General features: G+C 62.1%; 20 protein-coding genes. 4 read left to right on the top strand and 16 right to left on the bottom strand.

Translation table 11 applies throughout. The features are described from left to right. Nucleotides 1-5 precede the first annotated feature (5 nt). From serS to AC1DK3_RS06125, 11 genes are all read right to left on the bottom strand, one after another. The gene (serS, locus tag AC1DK3_RS06175) at nucleotides 6-1,286 is read right to left on the bottom strand and encodes a serine--tRNA ligase (protein WP_477191385.1); all 1,281 of its coding nucleotides are present in this window, start codon (nucleotides 1,284-1,286) and stop codon (nucleotides 6-8) included. 118 nt (nucleotides 1,287-1,404) lie between these two features. Beyond that, nucleotides 1,405-1,554, bottom strand: coding sequence for a hypothetical protein (locus AC1DK3_RS06170; protein ID WP_477191384.1), 150 nt, complete (start codon nucleotides 1,552-1,554; stop codon nucleotides 1,405-1,407). Nucleotides 1,555-1,700: 146 nt separating this feature from the next. Then, nucleotides 1,701-2,534, bottom strand: a complete 834-nt coding sequence (gene tatC, locus AC1DK3_RS06165; RefSeq protein WP_477191383.1) for a twin-arginine translocase subunit TatC — start codon at nucleotides 2,532-2,534, stop codon at nucleotides 1,701-1,703. A 4-nt stretch (nucleotides 2,535-2,538) separates the two neighbouring features. After that, the gene (gene tatB / locus AC1DK3_RS06160) at nucleotides 2,539-3,018 is read right to left on the bottom strand and encodes a Sec-independent protein translocase protein TatB (protein WP_477191382.1); all 480 of its coding nucleotides are present in this window, start codon (nucleotides 3,016-3,018) and stop codon (nucleotides 2,539-2,541) included. Nucleotides 3,019-3,065: 47 nt separating this feature from the next. Continuing rightward, entirely contained in the window at nucleotides 3,066-3,278 is a 213-nt protein-coding gene (locus AC1DK3_RS06155; protein ID WP_477191381.1) for a twin-arginine translocase TatA/TatE family subunit, read from the bottom strand. A gap of 248 nt (nucleotides 3,279-3,526) precedes the next feature. Continuing rightward, a complete protein-coding gene (gene scpB, locus AC1DK3_RS06150) occupies nucleotides 3,527-4,408 on the bottom strand; it encodes an SMC-Scp complex subunit ScpB (RefSeq protein WP_477191380.1) in 882 nt (293 codons plus the stop codon). Between the two features lie 40 nt (nucleotides 4,409-4,448). Beyond that, the gene (locus AC1DK3_RS06145) at nucleotides 4,449-5,285 is read right to left on the bottom strand and encodes a segregation and condensation protein A (protein ID WP_477191379.1); all 837 of its coding nucleotides are present in this window, start codon (nucleotides 5,283-5,285) and stop codon (nucleotides 4,449-4,451) included. A gap of 68 nt (nucleotides 5,286-5,353) precedes the next feature. Continuing rightward, nucleotides 5,354-6,376: a beta-N-acetylhexosaminidase gene (gene nagZ, locus AC1DK3_RS06140; protein ID WP_477191378.1), complete on the bottom strand. Its 1,023-nt coding sequence runs from the start codon at nucleotides 6,374-6,376 to the stop codon at nucleotides 5,354-5,356. A 108-nt stretch (nucleotides 6,377-6,484) separates the two neighbouring features. Continuing rightward, nucleotides 6,485-8,287, bottom strand: coding sequence for an SPOR domain-containing protein (locus tag AC1DK3_RS06135; RefSeq protein WP_477191377.1), 1,803 nt, complete (start codon nucleotides 8,285-8,287; stop codon nucleotides 6,485-6,487). 62 nt (nucleotides 8,288-8,349) lie between these two features. Further along, nucleotides 8,350-10,107: an arginine--tRNA ligase gene (gene argS / locus AC1DK3_RS06130; protein WP_477191376.1), complete on the bottom strand. Its 1,758-nt coding sequence runs from the start codon at nucleotides 10,105-10,107 to the stop codon at nucleotides 8,350-8,352. A 76-nt stretch (nucleotides 10,108-10,183) separates the two neighbouring features. Then, nucleotides 10,184-11,410, bottom strand: a complete 1,227-nt coding sequence (locus tag AC1DK3_RS06125; protein ID WP_477191375.1) for a deoxyguanosinetriphosphate triphosphohydrolase — start codon at nucleotides 11,408-11,410, stop codon at nucleotides 10,184-10,186. 106 nt (nucleotides 11,411-11,516) lie between these two features. On the opposite strand from AC1DK3_RS06125, the gene erpA reads away from it, so the two are divergent. Both erpA and xth read left to right on the top strand, forming a co-directional pair. Continuing rightward, nucleotides 11,517-11,840, top strand: a complete 324-nt coding sequence (erpA, locus tag AC1DK3_RS06120) for an iron-sulfur cluster insertion protein ErpA (protein ID WP_477191374.1) — start codon at nucleotides 11,517-11,519, stop codon at nucleotides 11,838-11,840. A gap of 109 nt (nucleotides 11,841-11,949) precedes the next feature. Further along, on the top strand, nucleotides 11,950-12,732 hold the full coding sequence (gene xth, locus AC1DK3_RS06115) for an exodeoxyribonuclease III (protein ID WP_477191373.1): 783 nt from the start codon (nucleotides 11,950-11,952) through the stop codon (nucleotides 12,730-12,732). Nucleotides 12,733-12,786: 54 nt separating this feature from the next. On the opposite strand, the gene AC1DK3_RS06110 is transcribed toward xth, so the two are convergent. Beyond that, nucleotides 12,787-13,881 carry a tetratricopeptide repeat protein gene (locus tag AC1DK3_RS06110; RefSeq protein WP_477191372.1) on the bottom strand — a complete coding sequence of 365 codons (1,095 nt, stop codon included), beginning with the start codon at nucleotides 13,879-13,881 and terminating at the stop codon, nucleotides 12,787-12,789. Then, nucleotides 13,868-15,592 (bottom strand): dihydroxy-acid dehydratase, encoded by a 1,725-nt coding sequence (gene ilvD, locus AC1DK3_RS06105; protein ID WP_477191371.1) that lies wholly within the window; start codon nucleotides 15,590-15,592, stop codon nucleotides 13,868-13,870. Before ilvD ends, AC1DK3_RS06110 begins: the two co-directional genes overlap by 14 nt. Before the next feature lie 418 nt (nucleotides 15,593-16,010). Here ilvD and AC1DK3_RS06100 point away from each other — a divergent pair, with 418 nt between their 5' ends. Next, complete coding sequence (locus AC1DK3_RS06100; protein WP_477191370.1) at nucleotides 16,011-17,132, top strand: M48 family metallopeptidase; 1,122 nt, start codon at nucleotides 16,011-16,013, stop codon at nucleotides 17,130-17,132. 124 nt (nucleotides 17,133-17,256) lie between these two features. Beyond that, nucleotides 17,257-17,862 carry a DUF2939 domain-containing protein gene (locus AC1DK3_RS06095; RefSeq protein WP_477191369.1) on the top strand — a complete coding sequence of 202 codons (606 nt, stop codon included), beginning with the start codon at nucleotides 17,257-17,259 and terminating at the stop codon, nucleotides 17,860-17,862. A gap of 192 nt (nucleotides 17,863-18,054) precedes the next feature. On the opposite strand, the gene AC1DK3_RS06090 is transcribed toward AC1DK3_RS06095, so the two are convergent. The 3 genes from AC1DK3_RS06090 to AC1DK3_RS06080 all read right to left on the bottom strand — a co-directional run bounded on the left by AC1DK3_RS06090 (nucleotide 18,055) and on the right by AC1DK3_RS06080 (nucleotide 23,674). Continuing rightward, a complete protein-coding gene (locus AC1DK3_RS06090) occupies nucleotides 18,055-20,823 on the bottom strand; it encodes a valine--tRNA ligase (protein ID WP_477191368.1) in 2,769 nt (922 codons plus the stop codon). A 128-nt stretch (nucleotides 20,824-20,951) separates the two neighbouring features. Next, nucleotides 20,952-21,692, bottom strand: coding sequence for a DUF2497 domain-containing protein (locus AC1DK3_RS06085; RefSeq protein ID WP_477191367.1), 741 nt, complete (start codon nucleotides 21,690-21,692; stop codon nucleotides 20,952-20,954). Between the two features lie 332 nt (nucleotides 21,693-22,024). Next, complete coding sequence (locus tag AC1DK3_RS06080; RefSeq protein WP_477191366.1) at nucleotides 22,025-23,674, bottom strand: DUF2497 domain-containing protein; 1,650 nt, start codon at nucleotides 23,672-23,674, stop codon at nucleotides 22,025-22,027. Nucleotides 23,675-23,920: the final 246 nt, after the last annotated feature.

The following is a 23,920-nucleotide window of genomic DNA, read 5'->3' as shown; positions in this document are numbered from 1 at the left end:
AGGAATTACGCTTTCTGTATTTGCGCGAGGCCGCCCATGTAGGGGCGAAGTGCTTCGGGAATGACGACGCTGCCGTCGGCCTGCTGATAGTTCTCGAGAACCGCGATCAGCGTGCGTCCGACTGCGAGGCCCGAGCCGTTCAACGTGTTGACGTAGACGGGCTTGCCGCCCTCTTTCGGGCGATAGCGCGCGTCCATGCGGCGAGCCTGGAAGTCACCGCACACCGAGCACGACGAAATCTCGCGATAGGCGTTCTGCCCGGGCAGCCAGACTTCGATGTCGTAGGTTTTCTGCGAGGCAAAGCCCATGTCACCCGTGCACAGAAGCATCGTGCGGAACGGCAGGCCGAGGCGCTTTAAAACCTCTTCGGCACACGACGTCATGCGCTCGTGCTCTTCGAGCGCTTTTTCGGGCGTGACGACGGAGACGAGTTCGACCTTCGTAAATTGATGCTGGCGGATCATGCCGCGCGTATCGCGTCCGGCTGCGCCTGCTTCAGAACGGAAGCATTGCGTCCACGCGGTCATGCGCTTGGGAAGCTGCGCTTCCTCGAGGATCTGTTCGCGCACAAGGTTGGTCAGCGGGATTTCAGCCGTCGGGATGAGCCAGAAGTCATTCGTGGTCTTGAAAAGGTCCTCGGCGAACTTCGGAAGATTGCCGGTGCCGTAGGCCGCCTGATCTTTGACGAGCAGCGGCGGGTTGACTTCGGTGTAGCCGAATTCGCCGGTGTGCAAATCGAGCATAAAGTTGCCGATGGCGCGTTCGAGGCGCGCGATTGCGCCCTTCGTGACGACAAAGCGCGCGCCTGAGATTTTCTGCGCCGCTTCGAAGTCCATCAGCCCCAGCGCTTCGCCGATTTCGAAATGCTGCTTGGGTGCGAAGTCAAACGTGCCGGGTGTGCCGACTTTGCGGATTTCGACGTTGCCCGTTTCGTCCGTTCCGAACGGCACGTCCTCGCGCGGTGTATTGGGTATGACGGAAAGGGCGTCGCGAATTTCCGCGTCGAGCTTGCGCTCGTCCTCTTCGCCTTTGGCGATCGCTTGCTTGAGTTCGGCGACCTCGGTCATCAGCCGGGTTGCCGTCGCCTCGTCTTTCGCGGCCTTCGCCTTGCCGATTTCCTTCGACGCCGCGTTCCGCTGAGATTGCGCTTCCTGCAGCTCGGTCAGAAGCGCGCGGCGCTTTTCGTCGAGTGCGATAAGGCTCGCCGACTGCGGCTCGAGCCCGCGCCTGCGCAGACCCTCATCGAAGGCGGTGGCGTTGTCTCTGATCCATTTGATGTCGAACACGGGTCGGCCTCTTCACGTGCGGGGGTGCGTGGAGCCGTCCTATACGATGCGTTTCGCGCGGTCCAGGGCGCAAAGAACGGGGATGACGCCCGGTAACCGGCGTCATCCCCAAAAGGCCTTAGTGGCAGTCCCACATTCCGAATTGGGTGTAGTCGTGTGCCTCGCAGGCCGCGACCGTACCTGCGTCACTTGGGGAGGCATTGGCCAACGTACTGGCCGCAGCCGAGAGGGCGGCGACAGCTACAAGAACTTTTAAGAATGCGGTCATCAAAAAACTCCTAAAGCAACATTGATCATTACGAGCTCCGCTCGCCGATGCGACGCTCGTCGTTGGAAGTATGTTTGATGATCGGGATGCGTTACTGCGGCATTTCGTGAAATGCCCATATTCGTCAGCGCAGAAACGAATGGCAGCTATGACTGCGACTTGTTCTCTTTTGCCTGGCGGCGCTCAACGAAGCGAACAGCTAAGATTGAGAGTTCGTAAAGGCCGATCGTCGGCAGCGCCATGATGCACATGCTCAAGGCGTCGGGCGGCGTGAGAAGCGCGGCGGCCGCAAAGATTCCGACGATGGCGTAGCGACGGCCCTTGGCCAAGGCATCCGACGTCACGATCCCCGTGCGTGCAAGAAGCGTCAGGATGACCGGCAGCTGGAAGACGATGCCGAAGCCGAAGATCAGCGTCATGATCAGCGACAGGTATTCGGACACCTTCGGCAGCAACTCGATCTCGGGCACGCCCTCGCCCGACATATGCGTCAGGCCGATCGAGAAGCGGATCAGCACCGGCATCGCGATGAAATAGACCATCATCGCGCCGATGACGAAAAGCACGGGCGTCGCGAGCAAGTACGGCAGAAAGGCGCGACGTTCGTTTTTGTAGAGACCGGGCGCGACGAATTTATAAATCTGCGTCGCGATCACCGGGAACGACAGGAAGGCCGCGCCGAACATCGCGAGCTTCACTTGCGTCATGATCTGTTCGAGAAAGTGGGTCGCGATCAACTTCACGTGGTCGCTGCCGGACGCCCACATGTAGGGCCACACGAGCACGTTGTAGATGTGGCCGGCAACCGAGAAGCACAGGAAGAACATGATGACGAAAGCGCCGAGCGCCCACATCAGCCGCTGTCGCAACTCGATCAGGTGATCGAGCAACGGCGCTTTGCTGGCGTCGATGTCTTCTTGGCCTTCGCGCAGGGGTTCGATACCCGGGGCTGCTGCCGTCGGCGGTAACCGCTCCTGCATCGCGTTAGGACTCCGTCCGCTCTGCGGGAGATGAATATTTCTCTGGGGACGCCGGTAGAGGCGGCGCCGGCAACGGAGCCGCCGCAATCGGCGGTGATGGCGCCACTTCCGGCGACGGCACTTCCGGCGATGGCGGTGGCGGCGATGGCAGCGGCGGCTGAGGCGGAATCGCTTGCGAAGGCTGCGGCGCGCTCGCGTTCGCTTCTATCTTCGTCGCGGAGCTCGCTTCGTCGATCGAGGACTTCGCCTTCATGACTTCCGAGTTAATCGAGTTCTGCATCTGCTCGACTTCCTTGCGCATCGAGTCGAGCTCGGCTTCGCGCATGGCGGCATCGAATTGTGCCTTGAACTCGTTCGCATGGCGACGCGCGACGCCGGCGTAGCGGCCGAGCGTCCGCATGAAGACCGGCAGTTCCTTCGGGCCGACGAAAACCAGCGTCACGATCCCGAGGATCAGAAGCTCGCTCCAGCTGATATCAAACATCGAGGAACCTTGTCGGGATCAGCCGCGAACTTATGAGCGTGAAGGGATCATCCGACCTTGGTGCGGTCAGGATTCACAGCCTCGTTCTCGATCGTCCGCGGTGCGGGCTTAACCGGCTGCTCTTCGTCGTCGGCCATGCCCTTCTTGAAACTCTTGATGCCCTTGGCGACGTCGCCCATCAACTCCGAAATCTTGCCACGGCCGAAAAGCAGCAGAGCAATCACCAGGAGCAGAAGAATGTGTTGTGCGCTAAAACCCATTGGAAGACCTCTCGGCGGCAGCACGGCGTTGGCCATTGGCTGAACCGCTTCCTCGTATCTATGCCCTTATCGCAGAACCACCAGTGCGCGGCAAGGTTTGCGAAAGCGCGGCAGACCGGCAGAGGCTGCAAAATTCCTATTCGGGGTGGTGGTTTAGGCCCGCTTCACGGGGTGAAGCAGACAGACGGGGCTCAAATTAATGATAAGTAATATTGCCCTCTCCCATCGACCGGCGAACCTGGACGCGGTCAGTCTTCGCCCTCTTTTTTCTCGGGCTCTCCGCTCTCGTCGGGCTCTTGGGCCTCGCTTCCCTCGTCGCCATCGTCGTCGAGGGGCAGCACTGACTGCTCTTCCTCCTCGTCGTCACCATCGTCGGTCAGCGGGAGTTCATCTGGCATCAGAGCTGCGACGTCCGTCGGCGACGGCACGGTGAATCCCGGCGGCAGGTTGGCATCGAGAAGGCCCGCCGCCTTGAGATCGGCGAGGCCCGGCAGATCCTTGATGTTGTCGAGGCCGAAATGGATGAGGAAATCGTCCGTCGTGCCGTAGGTGAGCGGCCGTCCGGGCGCCCTGCGGCGTCCGCGCGGACGGATCCATCCGGCCTCCATCAACACGTCGAGCGTGCCGGGCGAGGTGGATACGCCCCTGATCTCTTCGATCTCGGCCCGCGTAACGGGCTGATGATAGGCGATGATGGCGAGCGTCTCGAGCGCCGCTTTCGAAAGCTTGCGCTCCTCCTTCTGCTGACGTTCGAGCAGGAACGAGAGGTCGTCAGCGGTGCGGAACTGCCACCGGCCCGCGACGCGAACGAGCGTTACGCCGCGATCCTTATATTCGGCCTGAAGGGCGATCAGCAGGCTATGGACATCGTCGTTGGCATCGAGGCAGCGCGCGAGAGACTTGGCGTCGAGGGGTTGGGATGAAGCGAAAAGCATGGCTTCGAGCCGGCGCAGCTTCTCACGCCCGGCACTTTTCGAGAGGTGGTCGATTGCGGCGTCGGGGTCGCTTAGAGCAGCGGTTGACCGGCTCGCTGCTCCACCGGCGCGCGAACCTTCCGCGTCCTCGCCGGGAGCCGTTTCACTTTTCTCGCGCGTGTTATCCGACACCAATGTCAGTCTCGGCGGAACCATGGCTTTTTCGAGCCCCCTTATAGCGGTGTTTTCGGCGTTGTTAGCCGATCTTTTCCCACGTCGCCCCTGCTTCGCGTTTGCGCATATAGATCGGCGCGAAAGGTTCGTCCTGGCGAAGCTCGATTAACCCTTCGCGCGCCATCTCAAGAGTTGCACCGAAAGAGCTTGCGAGCGCCGAACGCTCTTCCTCGTTCCGCGGCAGATACTGTTCGAGGAACAGATCGAGCTGCGCCCAGTCGCCAGCGCTTGCTCCGACCAGCCTTTCGAGACGCTGCCGCGCCTCCTTGATCGACCACACGCGCCGAGCCTTCACGACGTGGACGAGGCGAATGGTGCGCCGTCTCTGATCGGCGTAGGCCTTGAGCAGATCGTAGACCGTCGCAGTGTAGGTCGTGTCGCGCGTGACCTTGACGTGCTCCGGCTGGCCGCGCGCAAACACATCCTGGTCGAGGCGCCGGCGCGTCAGCAATATCGCGGCCTTGTCGCGCATCGCTTCGAGCCGCATCAGGCGGAACGACAGACGCTGCGCCATCTCTTCGGCGGAAGCAGTCTCGGCGTTGTCCTTTTCCTTCGGCAGCAAAAGGCGCGACTTGAGGTAAGCCAGCCATGCCGCCATGACGAGGTAGTCGGCGGCGAGCTCGAGCTTCATGAGCCGCGCTTCAGCGATGAAGCCGAGGTACTGCTCGACCAAGGCAAGGATCGAAATCTTCGTCAGGTCGACTTTTTGGGTCCGGGCAAGAGCCAGCAACAGGTCGAGCGGGCCTTCGAAGCCCTCGATATCGACGACGAAGGCTTCGCCGTCGGCCGGCATATTTTCAAGGCCTGACGCGTCCCAGCCGGAGTCACCGCTTTCGCCTTGCGCTGCCGTCTCGTCCATCGGATCTCGATTTTGTTCCTGTCTGGCGCCGCTCGCAATCGAAGGCGCGGCGTTGACACTACACTGATTCAGACAGCGGGAGTCTGCTGGCCCTGGAGGCCTGCCAAGAGTTGCAGCGCCTCCTCTTTATCGTAGGGTTCGATGCGGCTGATGCAAGAGCAAGCGGCTGCGAATCTTTCGGCGGCCCGCCCGTCGAGGGCCGGCACGCCTTCTGCCGCCGCGCGCATTTCGTCGAGATCGCCGTTGCAATGGAGCGCGAGGTCCGACCCTGCGGCAATTACCGCTTCGGCCCGGGCTCGCATCGGCCCGCTCAGCGCTTTCATGCTGAGATCGTCACTCATCAGAAGGTTATCGAAGCCGATTTCGCCGCGGATGATCTCGCGCGTCACGATCGCCGACGTGCTTGCCGGATTCGCGGCATCGATTGCCGAATAGACGACGTGGGCCGTCATCGCGGCCGGCAGGCCTGCCAGCGCCTTGAAGGGCGCGAAGTCCGTCTCCGACAGCGTTTGGCGCGAGGTCGAAACGACGGGCAACGAGAGGTGGCTGTCAGCCGTCGCCCGGCCGTGACCGGGAATATGCTTTGCGACCGGAACGACGCCGCTTGCGAGGTAGCCCTTCGCAACGGTCTCAGCCAACGCCACGACCTCCGCGACAGTGTTGCCATAGGCGCGGTCGCTGATGATCTCGTGCGAACCGTCGACGGGAAGGTCGGCGACGGGCGCGCAGTTCATCGTGATGCCGAACGCCCGGAGGTCCTCACCCGTGAGCCTCGCCACCGCAAAGGCTGCACGTTTCGCCGCCTCCGGATTCTGAGCATAGAGCGCCGCGTAGACGGCTGCGGGCGGAAGCGATCGCGCAATCGGGGGCCTCAGGCGCTGGACGCGGCCTCCTTCCTGATCAATCAGGACGAGGAAATCCTGCCGTCCGACCGCGTCTCGCGCCTCCTCGACCAATCGCTTCAACTGGTCCCGATCGGCGACGTTGCGGGCGAATAGAATCAATCCCGCGGGTTGGACGTCGCGATAGAAGCGGCGCTCGTCATCCGTCATGGCGACGCCAGAGAGGCCGGCAATCAGGCTTGCGGTCATCGCAACTTGGCCCTCCGGGGCCGATGTCTTGGCGCATCAAACGYCGCTCAAATGCAACCGGCCGGTGCGGGTGCACCAGCCGGATAAATATCACGGACGTTCAGGATATCAGTAAGAGGTGACCCAGCAATCTTTGTAGCCTTGAGCCTTGAGCTGCGAACACACGTTGCTCGCCTCTTCCCGCGATCCCGGCGGCCCGACGACAAGGCGGTCGTACGGGCCCTTGGCGAGGGTCGCGGACGCGATGTCCGGCGTTTTTCCCGCAAGCGCGTTACCGTATTTCTGCTGCATGTCGGCAAAGAGCTTCAATGCGTCGATGCGGCTTGTATCGGAGCGGGGGACGGATGCGAGCACGGCGACGAAGCCGGTGCCTCCTCCCGAAGATGGGATAACCGGCGGCGCATCCGCCGTGGCGTCCGTTTCGACCGTCGGCTCGGCCCGCGCGACCTTCTTGAGCTTTTTCGGTGGCGCGACTGGAGCTTCGGCGCTGTCGTCGGCGCTGCCGGTCGCATCCACGGAATTGATCTTCGCGACCTTGACGGGTTTCACCACCTTCTTGACCGGCGCGGGCGTTGTAGCCTCGGCATTCATCGGTTGCGGCCGTACGGGCGGACTATTCATCGTGGGTGCGGCCGCCGGACCGCCCATGCCCACGACCGGGTGCTGCCCGAAGTCGACCAGCGCGGTGCCGGGAACGCCTGTATCACCCGGCTGGGGCCGCTGTTCAGGTGGGGAGGAAGACTGGATCGACCCGTCGCGGCCGACGACCAAAGTCGAGACTTTGCGTGCGCCGCCATCGTCGGCGGGCGCTGAATTCGCCGAGTTATCGGAGCTGTCGGACGGGGCGCCTTGGCCGGAATTGTTTGCCTCATCCGCTTGCGCCGACGATGTGCCGTCGCCCAGGCGGCCCATGATTTTCGTATCGGAATAGGGAAACTGCTTACCGCCAGCGTCGGCGGGCTTCGTCTTCGAGGGCAATTCTGCGCTCTTGATGACCGGCGGCTCACCCTGCGGATTGGGGGCGCCTGTGAGTTTTTTGTACCCATAGGCCATGGTGCCGCCGATCACGATGGCGCTGACGAGAGCCGCCACGATCATCAACGGCCGCCGGCCGCGTGGCGCCTCTTCTTCGTCCTCGTATTCGACCTCTTCCTCGCCGTAGACGGGCTCCAAATCGCCGCCCTCGGCTTGGCCGAAACCGAGCTGTTCATCCCCGTGGTGTGGCCCATGATTCTGCTGATACGGGTCGTGCCCAAAACTGTCATGGGGGCCCGCCCAGTCGGCCGCGCTCAATTCGTTGTCGTGATACTGCTGTTGTCCGAAGGTCGGCTGCGCATGCATCGGCTGCGGTGCCGGTTGCGGGGCAAACGACGGAGCGGCGTAGCTGCCGTTATCGAAGCCGTGCGGATCTGCGTTCCGGTCTAAATTCCGGGCGGGCCACTGGGGCGCCGGTTGGCTCTGGGCGCCGTAACCCTGCGCCGGCTGCGCCTGCTGGGGGGCGAAGCTTGGCCGCGACGGCGGCACGTAGGGCTCGAATTGTGGTGCATATGGGTCAGCCTGCTCGGCGTGGCCCGGCTGTTGATAGCCGCCGTAACTTCCGCGGCTCGGGGCTGCAGACGGCTGCAGCTCGCTCCACTGGCCACCGCCACCGTAAGGCGCCTGCTGCTCCGGGGCCTGGCCGCCGAAGCCGGGCTGAGGAAAGGCTGGATAGTTCGGCGCGGGCTGCTGGCGCTGGTCTTGCTGACGCTGGTCTTGTTGGCGCTGGCTTGGCCAGCCATTGTCCGATTGCGGCGCGCGGGGTGCCTGAGGCTGCGGATTGACCCACGGCGGCTGGGAGTTTTGCGGTTGCGCGTTGGGGCGGGCAGCCGGCCTGGCGGCGTTCGGCCCGGGAAATGCGTTCTGCGAGGACATCGCGGAAACCCCCTTAAAGTGGGGCGCAAGCTGTGGTTGCGCCTAATCGTCGATTCGAGACTTTAGCGCATCGCTTCGGGCGCCTCGACGCCGAGGATTTGGAGTCCCGATCTTATCACCGTCTTTGTCGCGAAAATCAGCCCCAACCTCGCCGAAGTCGCAACCCCGTCATTTGCCTGAATAAATCGTAAATGTGGCGAATCATTGCCTCGCGTCCATTGGGTGTGGAGAGCGCTCGCGAGGTCGTAGAGATAGAATGCAACCCGATGGGGCTCGTGCGCCGCCGCCGCTCCCTCGATCAGTCGTGGGAAACCAGCGAGGCGCCGGATCAGGTCGAGCTCGCCAGGATCCGTCAGGATCGAGAGGTCGGCCTTCTCGAGAGCTTCAGCAGACACGTCTAATCCGGCAACCTGCTCGACTGCGTTCCGTAGAACACTCGCCGCCCTAGCATGCGCGTATTGCACGTAGAAGACGGGGTTGTCCTTCGACTGCTCCGTCACTTTGGCAAAATCGAAATCCAGCGTTTCCTGGTTTTTCCGGTAGAGCATCATGAAGCGAACGGGATCCCGGCCGACCTCGTCGACAACATCGCGCAACGTGACGAAGGTGCCCGCCCGTTTCGACATCTTGTACGGCTCGCCGGCTTTGAAGAGCCGCACGAGTTGCACGACCTTCACGTCGAGATCTGCCTTTCCATCGGACAGCGCCGTGACCGCCGCCTTCATTCTCGGGATGTAGCCGACGTGATCCGCGCCGAAGACGTTGATCAGGTGGCGGAAGCCGCGTTGCAACTTGTCGTAGTGGTAGGCCACGTCGCCTGCGAAGTACGTGTAGCTACCATCGGATTTCTGAAGCGCGCGGTCTTCGTCGTCGCCGAAGGCGGTCGACTTGAAGAGCGTCTGGACGCGATCTTCCCACTCGGCATCGTCGTGGCCCTTGGGCTTTTCGAGCGTGCCCTCGTAGATCAACCCTTTCTTGCGCAGCACCTCGATCGCGGCTTTGACCTGATCCCGGCCGTCCGTGAGGGAAGCTTCCGAGAAAAAGACGTCATGGCGAATGTTGAGAGCGGCCAGATCGTCCTTGATCATCTCCATCATCTTCGAGATCGCGAAGGAGCGAACGAGCGGCAGCCAGCGTTCTTCGGGCATGTCGAGAAGCGACGCGCCGTGGTCGGCCGCGAGTGCTTCACCGACCGGCTTCAGATAGTCGCCCGGATAGAGGCCCTCTGGGATGGCGCCGATGTTCTCGCCCAGCGCCTCGCGGTAACGGAGAAACGCGGACCGTGCGAGCACGTTCACCTGACCGCCGGCGTCATTGATGTAATATTCGCGCGCCACGTCGAAGCCCGCGAAGACCAGCAGGTTAGCAAGCGCATCGCCGAAGACGGCGCCGCGGCAATGCCCGACGTGCATCGGACCGGTCGGGTTTGCCGATACGTATTCGACGTTGAGTTTCTCGGCGTGACCGGCTGTGCCGCGGCCGAAGGCCGGTCCCTCTTTCAGGATCGTGCGGACCAGCGACTGCCAGACGCCGGTCTTGAACGTGATGTTCAAGAAGCCCGGACCGGCGACGTCGATCTTGGCGACGTCGGGCGCGGCTTCGAGCTTGGCTTTCAAAGCTTCCGCGATGTCGCGCGGCTTCATCTTTGCGGGCTTCGCGAGAACCATCGCGGCGTTGACGGCGACATCGCCGTGGCTCGGATCGCGCGGAGGCTCGGCGTCGAACGCCGGAAGGTCGATCTCCTTGGGAAGAAATCCCTCGGACTGAAGATCTGTCAGCGCAGTGCGGACCCGGGCAACGACGTCAGCGAAAATATTCATAGGAATCCTTTATCTTCGCGCTGGCGACTCTCCTTCGTCGAGCCGGCCGCCAGCGCGGGAATGCGAAGTCTCGCGCCTAGCCCAGTTCCGGGGTGGCGTCAAACAGGCGGCGATGTTCCGCGAGCGCGTAACGGTCGGTCTGTCCCGCCAGAAAGTCGCAAGCGACGCGGGCCCGGTGACGGTCATCCAGGCCCCGCAACGCTTCGCGCCAGCCAGCGGGCAGCGTAGCGGCGTCGGAATAGTATTTCCTAAACAGGTCGCGAACCACGTTCTCGGCCTTTTCCATGACGTCGAGAACCCGCCGGTGGTGATAGACGGCGCCGAACATAAAGTTCTTCAGGTGCGCGAGGTCGAGCGTCATGGCGTCCGAAAAAGCGATTGCCGCGTGGCCCGCGGTGCGGATGTCGTCGGGCGAGCCTGGAGCTAAGCCCGCAAGCCGCCGCCGGCTTTCGGTCACGACGTCGCCGACCATCGCGGTGATCATGCGCCGGGTCACTTCGTAGATGGCGCGGCCACTCTCGGCACCGCGTGCGACAGCCTTCACCTCGCCCGCGATCGGCCCCGCGAGCGGCGCGCCATGGAGCGTATCGAACGTGATCAGCCCGGCGCGAAGCCCGTCGTCGACGTCGTGCGAGAGGTAGGCGATATCGTCGGCGAGGCTCGCGACTTGCGCTTCGGCGGAGGGCCATTGATCGAGCTTCAGGGAACACCAGGCCTCGATGTGGCGCGCGACTTTGGCGACAGCGGACGCGCTCCGCACGGGTCCATTGTGCTTCGCCAGACCTTCAAGCGTTTCCCAGGTGAGGTTCAGACCATCGAACGACAGATACTTGCGTTCGAGCGTGGTCACGACGCGCAGCGACTGCGCGTTATGATCGAAGCCGCCGAAGGGGCGCATCTCGGTATCGAGCGCACGCTCGCCCGCGTGACCAAACGGAGAGTGTCCGAGATCGTGGGCGAGCGCGATCGTTTCCGCGAGGTCTTCGTCGAGGCGAAGCTGCCGTGCAATCGTGCGGGCGATCTGCGCCACTTCCAATGAATGGGTCAGGCGCGTTCGAAAGTGATCGCCCTCGTGCGGCAAGAAGACTTGCGTCTTATAGGTCAGCCGCCGAAAGGCGGTTGAATGGAGAACCCGGTCGCGGTCGCGCTGGAAAGGACCGCGTGCGCCGCATTCCGATTCGGCATGGTAGCGGCCTCGGGATGGAACTCCGCTCGCGGCATAGGGGGCCGGAGAGCGTTCCCCCGGCCTTAGGCTCAGCCCGTAATCCAGGGTCTCGGAGACCGGTTTAAGGCTCGCTATCATTGTTCGATGCGCTTAGCATTTGACTTCGTCAGCCGCTTTCCTATCTCTTGCGTACCGCCACCGCTAGTAGTGGTGGTTGGATAACTGTCTGCAACCGATGACACAAATGACCATTACCGTCACAGAGCGCGCCGCGACCCGAATTTCCGAGATAACCGCGACCGAGGCGGAAGCGCCGATTTTGCGCGTTTCGGTCGAGGGCGGCGGTTGCTCCGGTTTCCAATATAAGTTCGATCTGGTCGGCGCCCGCACTGATGACGACCTTGTCATCGAACGAAACGGCGCAGTCGTCGTCATTGACCCGGTTTCGGCGCAGTACATGGAGGGCGCCCAGATCGATTTCGTCGACGATCTCATCGGCGCCGCATTCAAGATCACCAACCCGGTCGCCACCGCCTCCTGCGGCTGCGGGACCAGTTTTTCGATCTGAACCATCCCGATTTGATTTGTCGCGGATTGAGTGGCACATCTGGTTTTCGGTTCATCGCATTTCGTGCACGCGAACCAGTGCCCCCTTCGCTTGAAATCGCCCCCTCGCCATGATCATCGCAACTTGGAATATAAACGGCGTCAAGGCGCGGCTTGAGTCGGCGCTCGCATACCTGCGCCAGCATTCCCCCGACGTCGTCTGCCTCCAGGAAATCAAATCGGTCGACGAAGGCTTCCCGACTTCGGCGTTTCAGGATCTCGGATACAACGTCGAGACCAACGGACAGAAGGGCTTCAACGGCGTTGCCATTCTCTCGAAGTCGCCGCTCGAAGATGTGACGCGCGGTTTGCCCGGCGACGAACTCGATCAGCATGCGCGCTGGATCGAGGCGTCGGTTGCGCTCGGCGACCGCATGGTTCGCGTCGTTTCCCTTTATCTCCCGAACGGCAATCCGATCGGCACCGAGAAGTTCGCCTACAAGCTCGCATGGATGAAGCGGATGCAGGCCCGGGCAGCCGCTCTGCTCGAAGACGAGATGCCGCTTGTGCTCGCGGGCGACTTCAATGTCATTCCGGAAAACGAAGATGCGAAGCGTCCGCAGGCCTGGGTCAACGACGCGCTGTTTCAGCCTGAGAGCCGCGCCGCTTGGCGCACGCTCGTCAATCTCGGTTTTACGGATGCGACTCGCGCCTGCCATCCGGGGCCCGGCGTCTACACGTTCTGGGATTATCAGGCCGGTGCGTTTCAGAAGGACGACGGCATCCGGATCGACCACATGCTGCTGTCGAGCCAAGCTGCCGATCTCTTGCGCTCGTCAGGCATAGATCGCGATACGCGGGCTCAAGAAAAGCCCTCTGACCACGTGCCCGTCTGGATCAAGCTGGATTCTTGAGGCGTTTGGCGGCCGGCTCGACGAAGGAGAGTCGCCAAACGCGAATAAAAGCTCTTAGCGAGCCGTGGATGCGCCGGATCCAAAGCCGAGCATTGGGGCTGACGACGACAAAGCGGGCGCTGACGGCGAAGCCGCTGCCGGCTGCAATGAGGTCGCCGCCGGAATGACGGCGTTTCGCTGAGGCGAAGCCGACGGTGTCGACGTGATGACCTGCGTCGCGGGTGTCGGCGTCGTGACGCCCATTGGACGTACCAGTTCGCCGTTCGAGCACGTTCTCACCGGTTCGACCGCCAAATTATCGAGACCGTCCTTGTCATCGCGCGCCGCGGGGCTGCGGCCATAGAGGTTATGCCATTCGGCGACGCGTCCCGTCGCTTGCTGGCGGACGCCCTCACCCGCATTGCAGAAGATGTTCTGATAGATATCCTCGATCCACACGCGCTCGCTCGGCGGCGCGTTGGCGACGGCAACGTCAATGAGGTTCAGCGCGGCGGTTGGATTCTTCTCGACGAACCGTCCGCGCCACATCAAATCGGCAAGGAACGCCTGGGCGCCGGGATGACCGGCTTGCGACAGGCGCGAGAGCCAATGGCGGCCGTTCGCAATCTTGCTCGAGGGGTCTTCGAAGCCAGCGACCGAAATGTCCGGCCCCTCGCCTCTCAGAAACACCTTGGCGAGTTCAAACTGCGCGTCCTCGTCGTTGAAGGTCAGCGCGGCCCGCTGCAAAGCGCGATTCGCTGCTTCGACATCCGGCTTCACGCCGGCATTGGCAACGCCATTTCGCAGATACGTCGAAACGGCTGTCAGGGATTTCGCGGCGATCGGCGCGAGATTGTCGTCGTCCGGATCGACGTCTTGCAGATCGTCCGCAAGCGACTTGTACAGGCGGAAAGCTTTGCCGTGGTCGGTGTAGGCACCTTCGTTATCGCCGTAGATGCGCGCCATGTAAAAGCGCGCGATCTGCGGTTTCGAAGTCTCGAGCGCTTCGAATGCGGGCAACGCCAGTTCGTAGTAACCGCCGTTGAACGCCGATATTCCTTGCTTCATCGCATCGTCCGGCGAGCGGAAGACAATGTCTCCCGCCATCGCCGAACCCAGCATCAGAAGGGTCGCAACGCTTCCCGCAAGTGCAAGCCTAAATGTCCGCATAGCAGAGAACTTCCGCCTTTCCTCCCGCATGGGTGACAGCGCCATATCGCGCCGGTCCCACTTGGTCCGCAAATTTCCTCAGCGCCCCCGACTGATACATGTTCGGCGGTACCTTCCAGTCCTTGCGACGCCGTTCCAGCTCTTCCTCACTGACCTCGAGGTCGAGCGTGCCCTTTTCAGCGTCGATCGTGATGATGTCGCCATCCTGAACCAGCGCAATCGGACCACCAACGGCTGCTTCCGGTCCGACGTGACCGATGCAGAGCCCGCGTGTGCCGCCTGAGAAGCGTCCGTCCGTTATGAGTGCTACGTTATCGCCAGCGCCTTGGCCGTAAAGTGCGGCCGTCGTCGACAGCATTTCGCGCATGCCCGGACCGCCCTTCGGTCCCTCGTAACGGATGATGATCACATCGCCATCCTTGTACTTTCGATCCTCAACCGCCTGGAATGCATCTTCCTCACAGTTGAAGCACAATGCCGTGCCGCGGAACTTCTGCGTCTTCAGACCCGCGACTTTCACAATCGCGCCGTCGGGAGCGAGCGTGCCCTTGAGGCCCACGACGCCGCCCGTCGGCGTGATCGGATTGGAAACCGGAAATACGACTTTCTGATCGTGATTGAATTTCACGCTCTCGAGATTTTGCGCGAGTGTCTTACCGGTCACGGTGATGCAATCGCCGTGCAAAATTCCACCCTCGAGCAGAGCCTTCAGGATCTGCTGAACGCCGCCGATGTCGTAGACGTCCTTGGCGACGTATTTTCCACCCGGCTTCAAGTCGGCGATATAAGGCGTCCGCTTGAAGATCTCGGCGACGTCGAACAGATCGAAATCGATGCCGACCTCGTGAGCCATGGCGGGCAAATGCAGCGCGCCGTTGGTCGAGCCACCGGTTGCCGCAACGATGATAGCCGCGTTCTCGAAGGCCTTGCGCGTGCAGATCTCGCGCGGACGAAGGCCATCGGCGATGAGACGCATGACGGCCTTGCCGCTTTCGTGCGCGTAGGCATCGCGGCTTTCATACGGAGCCGGCGCACCGGCCGAACCGGGAAGCGCCAAGCCGATGGCTTCCGAAACGCAGGCCATCGTGTTCGCCGTGAACTGGCCACCGCAAGAACCGGCCGACGGGCAGGCGACGCATTCGAGCTCGTGGAGTTCCGCCGCCGACATTTTGCCGGCGTTATGCATACCCACGCCCTCGAAGACGTCGACGACGGTGACGTCGCGGTCCTTGAAGCGGCCGGGCAGGATGGAGCCGCCGTACATGAAGACGCTCGGCACGTTGAGCCGCAGCATCGACATCATCATGCCGGGCAAGCTCTTATCGCAGCCCGCGATGCCGACGAGAGCGTCGTAGGAATGGCCGCGCATCGTCAGCTCGATCGAATCGGCGATGACTTCGCGCGAGACGAGGCTCGACTTCATGCCCTGGTGGCCCATGGCGATGCCGTCGGTGACGGTGATTGTGCAGAATTCGCGCGGCGTGCCGCCGGATTCCTTGACGCCGGCCTTGACCGATTGCGCCTGGCGCATCAGCGAAATGTTGCATGGCGCGGCTTCGTTCCAGCACGAGGCGACGCCGACGAACGGGCGGTTGATCTCCTCCTCGGTCAGGCCCATCGCGTAATAATACGAACGGTGCGGCGCCCTCGAGGGGCCCTGCGTCACGTGACGGCTCGGAAGCTTCGATTTATCGAACGTCTTGGCGTCCATTTATTCCTCTTTGGGCATCCTCGCCCTTGTCAAACCACCCGAATTCGGATGGCGCAGGGATGCCAGTCGCGTGGGCTCGGCGGAAGTGCTCTGCCTGATAAAAAATGACGCTGCATAAGCCGACGTCGCAAGTCAGCAGGTGCGCGGTCATTGTGGCTCGAAAGTGGCGCGGTGGCTCCAGAAAGTTGCTTAACCGCCACATCAGCTATGCAACCCAACGATCATCGTTAACGGGGGCGCTGACTGTGTCGAAAATCCTGGCCCTGCGCGTTGCGTCGACGACGGGCGCTGGCTGTGCCATTTGGGCTGAGATTTCGACGCGACAAGGGCCCGAGTTTGTCGTCCGGGAGACATTTCTTTACGGGCAGCCATGCTTAAATGTGGGCGGTCGCGCTCCAACCTTAAGCGGAATCATTCGATGACTTCAGCCCCGGCGGCCAATCCGGCCTTCCCGAGTTATTGCCGCTTTATCGCCCGCCGTGGAGCTACACCAGTCGACGGCACCGTGTCCCTCGGCGCGTCCGGCATCGAGATCGGACTCCCCGCCGGTTCTCGGCATACCTGGCCGTACGCCAAACTCCGCTCCGAAGAGCCCATCCGGCGAAACGCCATCGACGTTCTCCTGACATCCGGCGATGAGCCGGGCGCATCGCTCTTCGTCCAGGGAGCGGGCTTTGCCGCGGCGCTCAGGGAGCGCGCGCCGCGTCTGTCGGTCCGCGCAGCATGGCTTCGCGAGAAGCGCATGTGGTTTTTTATTCTCGCGTTCATCGCGGGGCTGGTCGTTGCGGTCTACCTGCTCGGCTTCAGTCCGTCGAAGTCGATCGCGCAACACCTTCCCAACACCTGGCGTGAGCGGCTCGGCGATGCCACCCGGTCATCGATGACCAAAGGTCATAAGGAGTGCGTCGACCCTGCCGGTCTCGCGGCTCTCACGCGGTTGACCGAGCGGCTTTCGCAAGGCGCGTCGGGAAGCGTCCCGTTCCATATCCACGTTTACGACTGGCCTTTGATGAATGCCTTTGCCGTGCCGGGCGGCCAGATCGTCCTGACCAGCGGTTTGCTCGACAAATCGGAAAGCCCGGATGAGGCCGCCGGTGTGCTCGCCCATGAAATGGGTCATGGGATCGAGCTCCACCCGGAATCTGCAATCATTCGCGGCGTCGGTCTTGGCGCGACGCTCGAAGTCATGCTGGGGAATACGACTGGCGGCGGGCTCGCCAACGTCGGGCTTATGCTGGCGCAGCTCGGCTATTCCCGCGACGCCGAACGGGAGGCCGACAAGCATGCGCTCGAGCTGCTGAAGGCGGCGGACATTTCGCCGAAGGGTCTCGGAAACTTCTTCACGCGCGTCACGAAGATGGAAGCCGAAGACGGCGACGAAGGGCCGGGCGCTTTCAGCTGGTTTCGCACGCACCCTCCGGCCGCCGAACGCGCGCGTGTCGTCAGCGAGCAGAAGGACTATACTTCGAGCCCGGCGCTCAGTGCGGAAGCCTGGCAAAATCTGAAATCGGTGTGCAAGAAAACGCGCGACGCGGAATAGGCGCAATAGCGGCACGGAACAACGGCATGCTTCCGCTCCAAGTATCGGCCCGAAGTTCGTCAGAATTTGTCCGTAAGAGGACAATGACGGCGCGAAAGAATCGCACGCTGCAACGGATCTCTGCATGAAGCCGGTTTCAATCGTATTCGGATTTTTTCTCGTTGCCGCAGCGATTTACATCGGCTCGCCCTTCGCGACGGCCTGGGGCATTCGCGAAGCGGTCCGCAACGGCGATTCGGACTACCTTGCCACCGCCATCGAGTGGCCCACGGTTCGCGAAACGCTGAAGCCTTCGATTGCGCGGATCGCACTCAATCTTCCCGATGCGAATGCCGATCCGGCAGCGAGCAATGGGCTCTGGACGCGCTTCAAAGCCTATTGGGGCCAAAGCGCCGTCGACAACGTTATCGAAACGTACGTGACGCCTGAGGGGCTTCCGCAGCTTTTCACGCTGCGTGCAAAGTACCGCGATTTGGTGGCCAGCGACGCCGACGAAGCGAAGACCACGCCGGTTCTCGATCGGATTCAACGCGCATGGGCTCGCGTGAAGCGCGCGGAGTTCACGAGTCCGACGAGCTTCGAAATCGACATGGAAGACAAGTACGACCCGACGCGGATTTATCTCGGCAAGCTCGAGCTTCGATCGGTCGGTTGGAAGCTCACGGAGCTACGCGTCAAATTTCTGACGACGGCGAAGAACGCGGTGCAGAGGTTCAGCACGATTGAGTAGCGCGACCGCGCGCCTGTCGCTCTGGGGTCGTCCCCCGCTCTTCGCTGCCTATCCCGCGACGTCATCCCCGCGCAGGCGGGGATCTGCCCAAGTGTACGTTCATCGCAAGTATCCGGCCTGGATGGATCCCGGCCTTCGCCGGGATGACGGTGGGAGTTGAGTAGCGCCTGATTCAATGAGCAATGACGCAAGTCAGGCCGCGTCGCTCAGCCTCTTCAATGCTGCCGAGAAGCGTATGATCTCGGCTTCGAGTTCGGCCTTGCGCTCCTTGGCTTCCTCGATCGCTTCTTCCTTGGCGCGCTCGATGAACTGCGGATTGGAGAGTTTCGCGTCCATTTTCTTCAGATCGCCCTCGGCGCCTTCGATAGCTTTGGCGAGGCGACGCTTCTCGGCGGCCATGTCGATGATGCCAGCGAGCGGCAACGCCGCCGTCGTCTCTCCGGCGACGACCAGTGCCGCACCTTTGGGTGCAGAATCTTCGAAGTCGATCTCGTCAATGCGGGCGACTCGCTTCAGCGTCTCCTCGTTGCGGCGGACGCGCTCGCGGATCGCATCATCGGCGCCGACGATGACGAGCGGAATCTTCGCGCCGGCCGGCACGCTCATTTCCGTCCGCACCGAGCGGATCTCGGAGATGAGGTTCACAAGCCAATTCACTTCTTCGACCGCGTCGATCTCGACGAGGCCATCGAGCTGCGGCCACTGGCTGAGGACGAGAAGACTGTCACGCTTCACGCCGTATTCGACCATGTGGTCCCAAAGCTCTTCGGTGATGAAGGGCATGAACGGGTGCAGCATCTTGAGAATCTGGTCGAGCGTCCAAGCCGTCACGGCGCGCGTTTCGGCCTTTGCGGCTTCGTCGTCGCCGGCGAGCAGCGGCTTGATCAATTCAAGGTACCAGTCGCAGAACTGACCCCAGACGAAGTCGTAGATTGCGCTAGCTGCTTCGTTGAACTTATAGGCTTCGAGCGCGGCGGTGACGGCCTTTGCCGTCAGCTCCGTTTCGCCGATGATCCATTTGTTGAATGTCTGCGATGCCGACTTCGGATTGAAGTCGCGCTGGCGCACGCATTCATTCATCTCTGAGAAGCGAGCGGCGTTCCAGAGCTTCGTTGCAAAGTTGCGATAGCCTTCGACGCGCGATTTCGCGAGCTTGATGTCGCGACCCTGCGCCGCCATCGCCGCAAGCGTGAAGCGCAGTGCGTCGGCGCCGAACTCGTCGATCAGGACGAGCGGGTCCATGACGTTGCCCTTCGACTTCGACATCTTCTGCCCCTTCTCGTCGCGGACGAGGGCGTGGATGTAGACGTCCTTGAAGGGAACCTCTTTCATGAAGTGGATGCCCATCATCATCATGCGGGCGACCCAGAAGAAGATGATGTCGAAGCCGGTGACGAGAACGCTCGTCGGATAGTAGCGCTCGAGTTCCGGCGTATCTTCGGGCCAGCCGAGCGTCGAGAACGGCCAAAGCGCGGACGAGAACCAGGTGTCGAGGACGTCCTCGTCACGCGTCAGCGGAACATCCTTGCCGTAGTGCGTTCTGGCCAAAGCCTTGGCTTCGTCTTCGTCGGCGGCGACGAAGTATTTGCCGTCCGGGCTGTACCACGCCGGAATCTGATGGCCCCACCAGAGCTGGCGCGAGATGCACCAGGGCTGAATGTTGCGCATCCACTCGTAGTACGTCTTCTCCCAGTTCTTCGGGACGAAGTCGGTCTTGCCGCTTTCGACAGCGGCAATAGCGGGCTTCGCGAGTTCTTCGGCGTTGACGTACCACTGGTCCGTCAGCCACGGCTCGATGACGACGCCGGAACGATCGCCGTGCGGCACCGTATGTCCGGTCGGCTCGATCTTTTCGAGCAGACCCAACGCATCGATATCGGAGACGACTTTCTTCCTCGCGTCGAAGCGATCGAGGCCGCGATAGGCTTCGGGCGCCTCGTCGTTAATCTTGCCGTAGGCATCGAGAATATTGATTTGCGCGAGATCGTGGCGCTTGCCGACTTCGAAGTCGTTGAAATCGTGCGCGGGGGTGATCTTCACCGCGCCGGTGCCCTTCTCGGGATCGGAATATTCGTCCGCAACGATGGGTATCTCGCGGCCGACGAGCGGCAGCTTCACCTTCGCGCCGGCTTTGACTAGCGCCGCGTAGCGTTCGTCATCGGGATGCACGGCAACGCCGGTATCACCCAGCATCGTCTCAGGTCGCGTCGTTGCGACGACGATGTAATCCTTGTCGTAGCCCGGAACCTTCGCCGCCAATGGATAGCGGAAATAATACATATGGCCGCTCGGGTCTTTGCCGAGGACCTTTGCGAGCGCCGCGGCATCGAACGGTTCGTCGCCGTCTTTCGACCAGGAGAATTTTCCGCGCGCCTCGACCTGCACGACTTCGAGGTCGGAGATCGCGGTCTGGAACTTGGGGTCCCAGTTGACGAGTCGCTTGTCCTTGTAGATCAGCCCTTCGTTGTAGAGCTGAACGAAGACCTTCACGACGGCCTTCGACAGGCCTTCGTCCATCGTGAAGCGTTCGCGGCTCCAGTCGCAGGACGCGCCGAGACGCTTCAGCTGCGTGACGATGGTGCCGCCCGATTCTTCCTTCCACGTCCAAACGCGCTTCAGGAATTCCTCGCGGCCGAGTTCGCGGCGCGACGGTTGCTTCTCGGCTGCGAGCTGGCGTTCGACGACCATCTGAGTCGCGATGCCGGCGTGGTCGGTGCCGGGCTGCCAGAGCACGTCACGGCCGCGCATACGCTCGAAGCGGACAAGAATGTCCTGCAGCGTATTGTTCAGAGCATGCCCCATGTGGAGCGAGCCCGTCACGTTGGGCGGCGGGATGACGATCGAATAGGCGGCATTCTTGCCGCCGGACGCGCTCCGTCCGGCTTGGAAGGCGTTGGCCTTCTCCCATTCGGAATTGATACGCGGCTCGATTTCGGCCGGTCGAAAAGTCTTTTCAAGCATCTGAGGGAGCGTCGCTTATCAGCTATCTGGCCGGGGTTTTGGACCCCGGTCGTACGGCCGACCTTCGCCGGCTGTCAACCGTCGCTCCCCAATGTCCGGATATTCTCCGGTTGCAGGCACCCTTCGCGTCAACGACGCGAAGGTCCGTTCAGCGGTCCGTTCAGCCCGGCGCCTGCCTCGTTCATGAGGGCCTTCTCGACGATTTTGGGCATATTCTCGGTTAGCCACTGTCTCAGGATCGGCCGCAAAAGCTGGGCAGCCACGTCCTCAGCGCCATCGGCCGGCTCGGCGGAGGCGTAAAGCTCGGGCAGGCGCGGCGGTTGCGGGCGCTGCGGCTGTGCGCGCTGTGGCAGCTCGGCTTTGGGTGCGGGGGCCGGTGCCGGCTCGGGCTGCGGCTCTTGGACCGGCTGTGACATCGCGCTCATGCGATTGAGGCGGGTGTCGAAGAAGGTCGGCATGTTCCGCTTCTGGCTGTCGTTTTCGGCGGTAATCTTCTCGGCTGCCGCCGAAGAATCTTCCGAGACCGCGACCAGGGTAACCGGCGGCGGTTCGATCATACGGCCGTGCGCCGGCTCGAACGGTATTACCGTGCGGGAGCGTTCGCGCTCCTGTTGTCCACTTGATGCCAATGCTTCACTCAGCCTCCCAAGTAAATTGGGCCGCTCGGAGGTCTGCTGCACCGCCGTCTTGAATATTGCCGGCAGTTCGAACTCCGCGGCTTCATCTGCAATCGTGCTACGGCCGCGCAGAGTTGTAATGCGGACCTCGCGCTTTTCACTTTCAAACATCGGAGATCGATCGGCGATGCTGGTTCGGATCGATGCCAGAATGTCTTCGACGTCGTGCTTCGCACCATTCATCATTGTCATGACGCTTCCTCTTCTGCGTACGAACTTCAAATTCGCAGAACCGCGTCGGCAGCCCCGTGTTGCCCCTCCGGTTCGTCGTATCTGGACAGATGAGGAAGTGTCTCAACGCGCCCCCATCACCCCAGTGACGTCGCGGGCGTCCCGATCATTCACGCTTTGATCGATGCGTCCCCCCGCGGAAGGTAAATTAGGAGCAGGTCGAGGCAGCCGTGTGGCGAAAGCCACGCGCAAGAAAAAAATTTGTTGTAACGGCCTAGCGTGTGGATACGCACGCGTCACCGATCTCCAAGACAAACGTCATGGAGTTGCGTTTTCCGGCGCTGATCAAGACCCTAGTCGCGGGGGTTCTTCTGACCTGGCAACAGCCGCTCGGACATTTCGCGGCGAAGCGCACGCTCGAGAATCTTCGGCATGTTCTCGGCGAGCCAAGTTTTGAGCAGCGGCCGCAGCAGATCGGCGACCGCATCTTCCATCGGCCGATCGCCGCTGGTCAATTCGGTCGACGGCGAAGGCGATGTAGCCTCGAGGGCAGTTTCGTTGCTCTCGCTGCGAAGCGCGGCAGCCGACGGCTCCTGACGGGTGCGATCGGGCTCGGCTGAGCGAACAGGTTGCTGAGGCTCGGGCGCGAGTTCCGCCGTCGGGATCGTTCTTTCCGGCACGCTCAATCCGAACGACGGCCGGAACGCTTCCGACAGAGGCTCGAGCTTGCGCGATGGTCCGAGCGTCGCGGAAACGCTTGGGACGACGAAGGTTTGACGCGGCTTCGGTGTGGATGCCGGTGCTTCCGAGCTTCCGAAACCGGCGCTCTTCGGGACCTCGAAGGCATGGCTAGCATGCGAACCGTTGGCCGAGCCGTTCACGGGCATTTCGTTGACGCTGGAATAGGCCGGCCGAGCGTTAGCGAGCGGCGGCTCGAACGGTGTCATCGCCGGCTGGGGCGCCGGTGCGGCTTCGATTGGCCGGGCCGGTTCGACCTTCGGTTCGACCTTCGGTTCGAATTTCGCTTCAGCCTTGGTTTCGAATTTCGGTTCGATCTTGGGTTCGAGCTTCGACTCGATCTTCGCCTCGATCTGGGGCTCAAACTTCGGCTCGATCCTCAGATCAGCCTTGGCTTCGGGTTGCAGCTCAATCTTCGCCGCACTCTTCGCGAACGGCGACGGTCCAAGATCGAAGGCGAACGGATCGGCGCTGTCGGCCGGCTCGCCGGACGGAGACTCAGAAGGCGCTTTGCCGGACGACACTGCGGGCACTTCGGCCTTGCCAACGACTGGCTGGCTGGCCGTATCGTGAGCCGACGCGCTGCGGCCCTGACGCAGAGCGTTCAGATCATCATTGAGCAGCTCAGCAAGCTGCGCCTCGATCCGTGCGGTATCGCTTTCGATGACCGGATCAACATCGGCGGGCGTCGCTTCAATGACCAGGGCCGGCTCGACGGGTTCAGGTTGTGCCGCGATCGTCTCGATCGAGATCGACTCGATCGTGATCGATTCAACCGACACCGATTTTACTGACGCTTCCGGCGACGCGTATCCGTTGCGCTCTTTCGGCGCGGGCTCCGCGGCAGGGAAATCATTTTTCTCGATTGGCGTGAACGATGGCGTCCGCTGCTCGGCTTTGCCCGCAGCAGTTCCTGCTTCCCGGGTATCTCCCGCGGGGTGCGATCTCAACGGCGAGGGCTTTTCCGCATCGATGGGCGGGGCCGGATTTGAGAAACCGTGCGCCTGCTTGACCTCAGGCTCGGGATCAGCCGGCTGCGAGGATTTTAGAAAAGCCTCTCGCGACATGAAACCACGCTGCGGCGTGGGTGCGGACGGCGACGGCGCGGGCGCAGGCGACGTCTTCATGGCCGGGGAAAACGGAGCGCCCGGTCTCGGCGAAGTCGACGGTGATCTCAGGCCGGACGAATCCTCCGCGATAATCTTGCGGATCGAGGCGAGGATTTCCTCCATGCTCGGCTCGGCTGTGGATTCCAGTCTCGACATACCCTACCTTTTTCGCAAACAGGCCGCTTTCACCGAAAGCGTAGCGAACTCACCGTACCCGACCGCCCTTGCCTTCCGTAGGACTCATTGGAGGCCCTCGGAGATCCATCATCGTGGCAGGTTGCGGAAAAACCGCAACGATCCCACGAGCAGTTATCCCCGGAGAGAGGCACTCTCAAGGCGACGGGGCACAGTGAAATTTAAATCTTTCGGGCAAAAAATCCAGCCCCGGCAAAGCATAAGTTG

The sequence above is a fragment of the Hyphomicrobium sp. 01T421 genome (assembly GCF_056398805.1).
This window is presented reverse-complemented; position numbering and strand designations above follow the sequence as displayed.

What these genes read in the sequence shown, in the direction of transcription:
- AC1DK3_RS06170 (WP_477191384.1), bottom strand. Translation starts at nt 1,554, where the DNA reads ATGACCGCATTCTTAAAAGTTCTTGTAGCTGTCGCCGCCCTCTCGGCT.
- tatC (WP_477191383.1), bottom strand. Translation starts at nt 2,534, where the DNA reads ATGCAGGAGCGGTTACCGCCGACGGCAGCAGCCCCGGGTATCGAACCC.
- tatB (WP_477191382.1), bottom strand. Translation starts at nt 3,018, where the DNA reads ATGTTTGATATCAGCTGGAGCGAGCTTCTGATCCTCGGGATCGTGACG.
- AC1DK3_RS06155 (WP_477191381.1), bottom strand. Translation starts at nt 3,278, where the DNA reads ATGGGTTTTAGCGCACAACACATTCTTCTGCTCCTGGTGATTGCTCTG.
- scpB (WP_477191380.1), bottom strand. Translation starts at nt 4,408, where the DNA reads ATGGTTCCGCCGAGACTGACATTGGTGTCGGATAACACGCGCGAGAAA.
- AC1DK3_RS06145 (WP_477191379.1), bottom strand. Translation starts at nt 5,285, where the DNA reads ATGGACGAGACGGCAGCGCAAGGCGAAAGCGGTGACTCCGGCTGGGAC.
- nagZ (WP_477191378.1), bottom strand. Translation starts at nt 6,376, where the DNA reads ATGACCGCAAGCCTGATTGCCGGCCTCTCTGGCGTCGCCATGACGGAT.
- AC1DK3_RS06135 (WP_477191377.1), bottom strand. Translation starts at nt 8,287, where the DNA reads ATGTCCTCGCAGAACGCATTTCCCGGGCCGAACGCCGCCAGGCCGGCT.
- argS (WP_477191376.1), bottom strand. Translation starts at nt 10,107, where the DNA reads ATGAATATTTTCGCTGACGTCGTTGCCCGGGTCCGCACTGCGCTGACA.
- AC1DK3_RS06125 (WP_477191375.1), bottom strand. Translation starts at nt 11,410, where the DNA reads ATGATAGCGAGCCTTAAACCGGTCTCCGAGACCCTGGATTACGGGCTG.
- erpA (WP_477191374.1), top strand. Translation starts at nt 11,517, where the DNA reads ATGACCATTACCGTCACAGAGCGCGCCGCGACCCGAATTTCCGAGATA.
- xth (WP_477191373.1), top strand. Translation starts at nt 11,950, where the DNA reads ATGATCATCGCAACTTGGAATATAAACGGCGTCAAGGCGCGGCTTGAG.
- AC1DK3_RS06110 (WP_477191372.1), bottom strand. Translation starts at nt 13,881, where the DNA reads ATGCGGACATTTAGGCTTGCACTTGCGGGAAGCGTTGCGACCCTTCTG.
- ilvD (WP_477191371.1), bottom strand. Translation starts at nt 15,592, where the DNA reads ATGGACGCCAAGACGTTCGATAAATCGAAGCTTCCGAGCCGTCACGTG.
- AC1DK3_RS06100 (WP_477191370.1), top strand. Translation starts at nt 16,011, where the DNA reads ATGACTTCAGCCCCGGCGGCCAATCCGGCCTTCCCGAGTTATTGCCGC.
- AC1DK3_RS06095 (WP_477191369.1), top strand. Translation starts at nt 17,257, where the DNA reads ATGAAGCCGGTTTCAATCGTATTCGGATTTTTTCTCGTTGCCGCAGCG.
- AC1DK3_RS06090 (WP_477191368.1), bottom strand. Translation starts at nt 20,823, where the DNA reads ATGCTTGAAAAGACTTTTCGACCGGCCGAAATCGAGCCGCGTATCAAT.
- AC1DK3_RS06085 (WP_477191367.1), bottom strand. Translation starts at nt 21,692, where the DNA reads ATGACAATGATGAATGGTGCGAAGCACGACGTCGAAGACATTCTGGCA.
- AC1DK3_RS06080 (WP_477191366.1), bottom strand. Translation starts at nt 23,674, where the DNA reads ATGTCGAGACTGGAATCCACAGCCGAGCCGAGCATGGAGGAAATCCTC.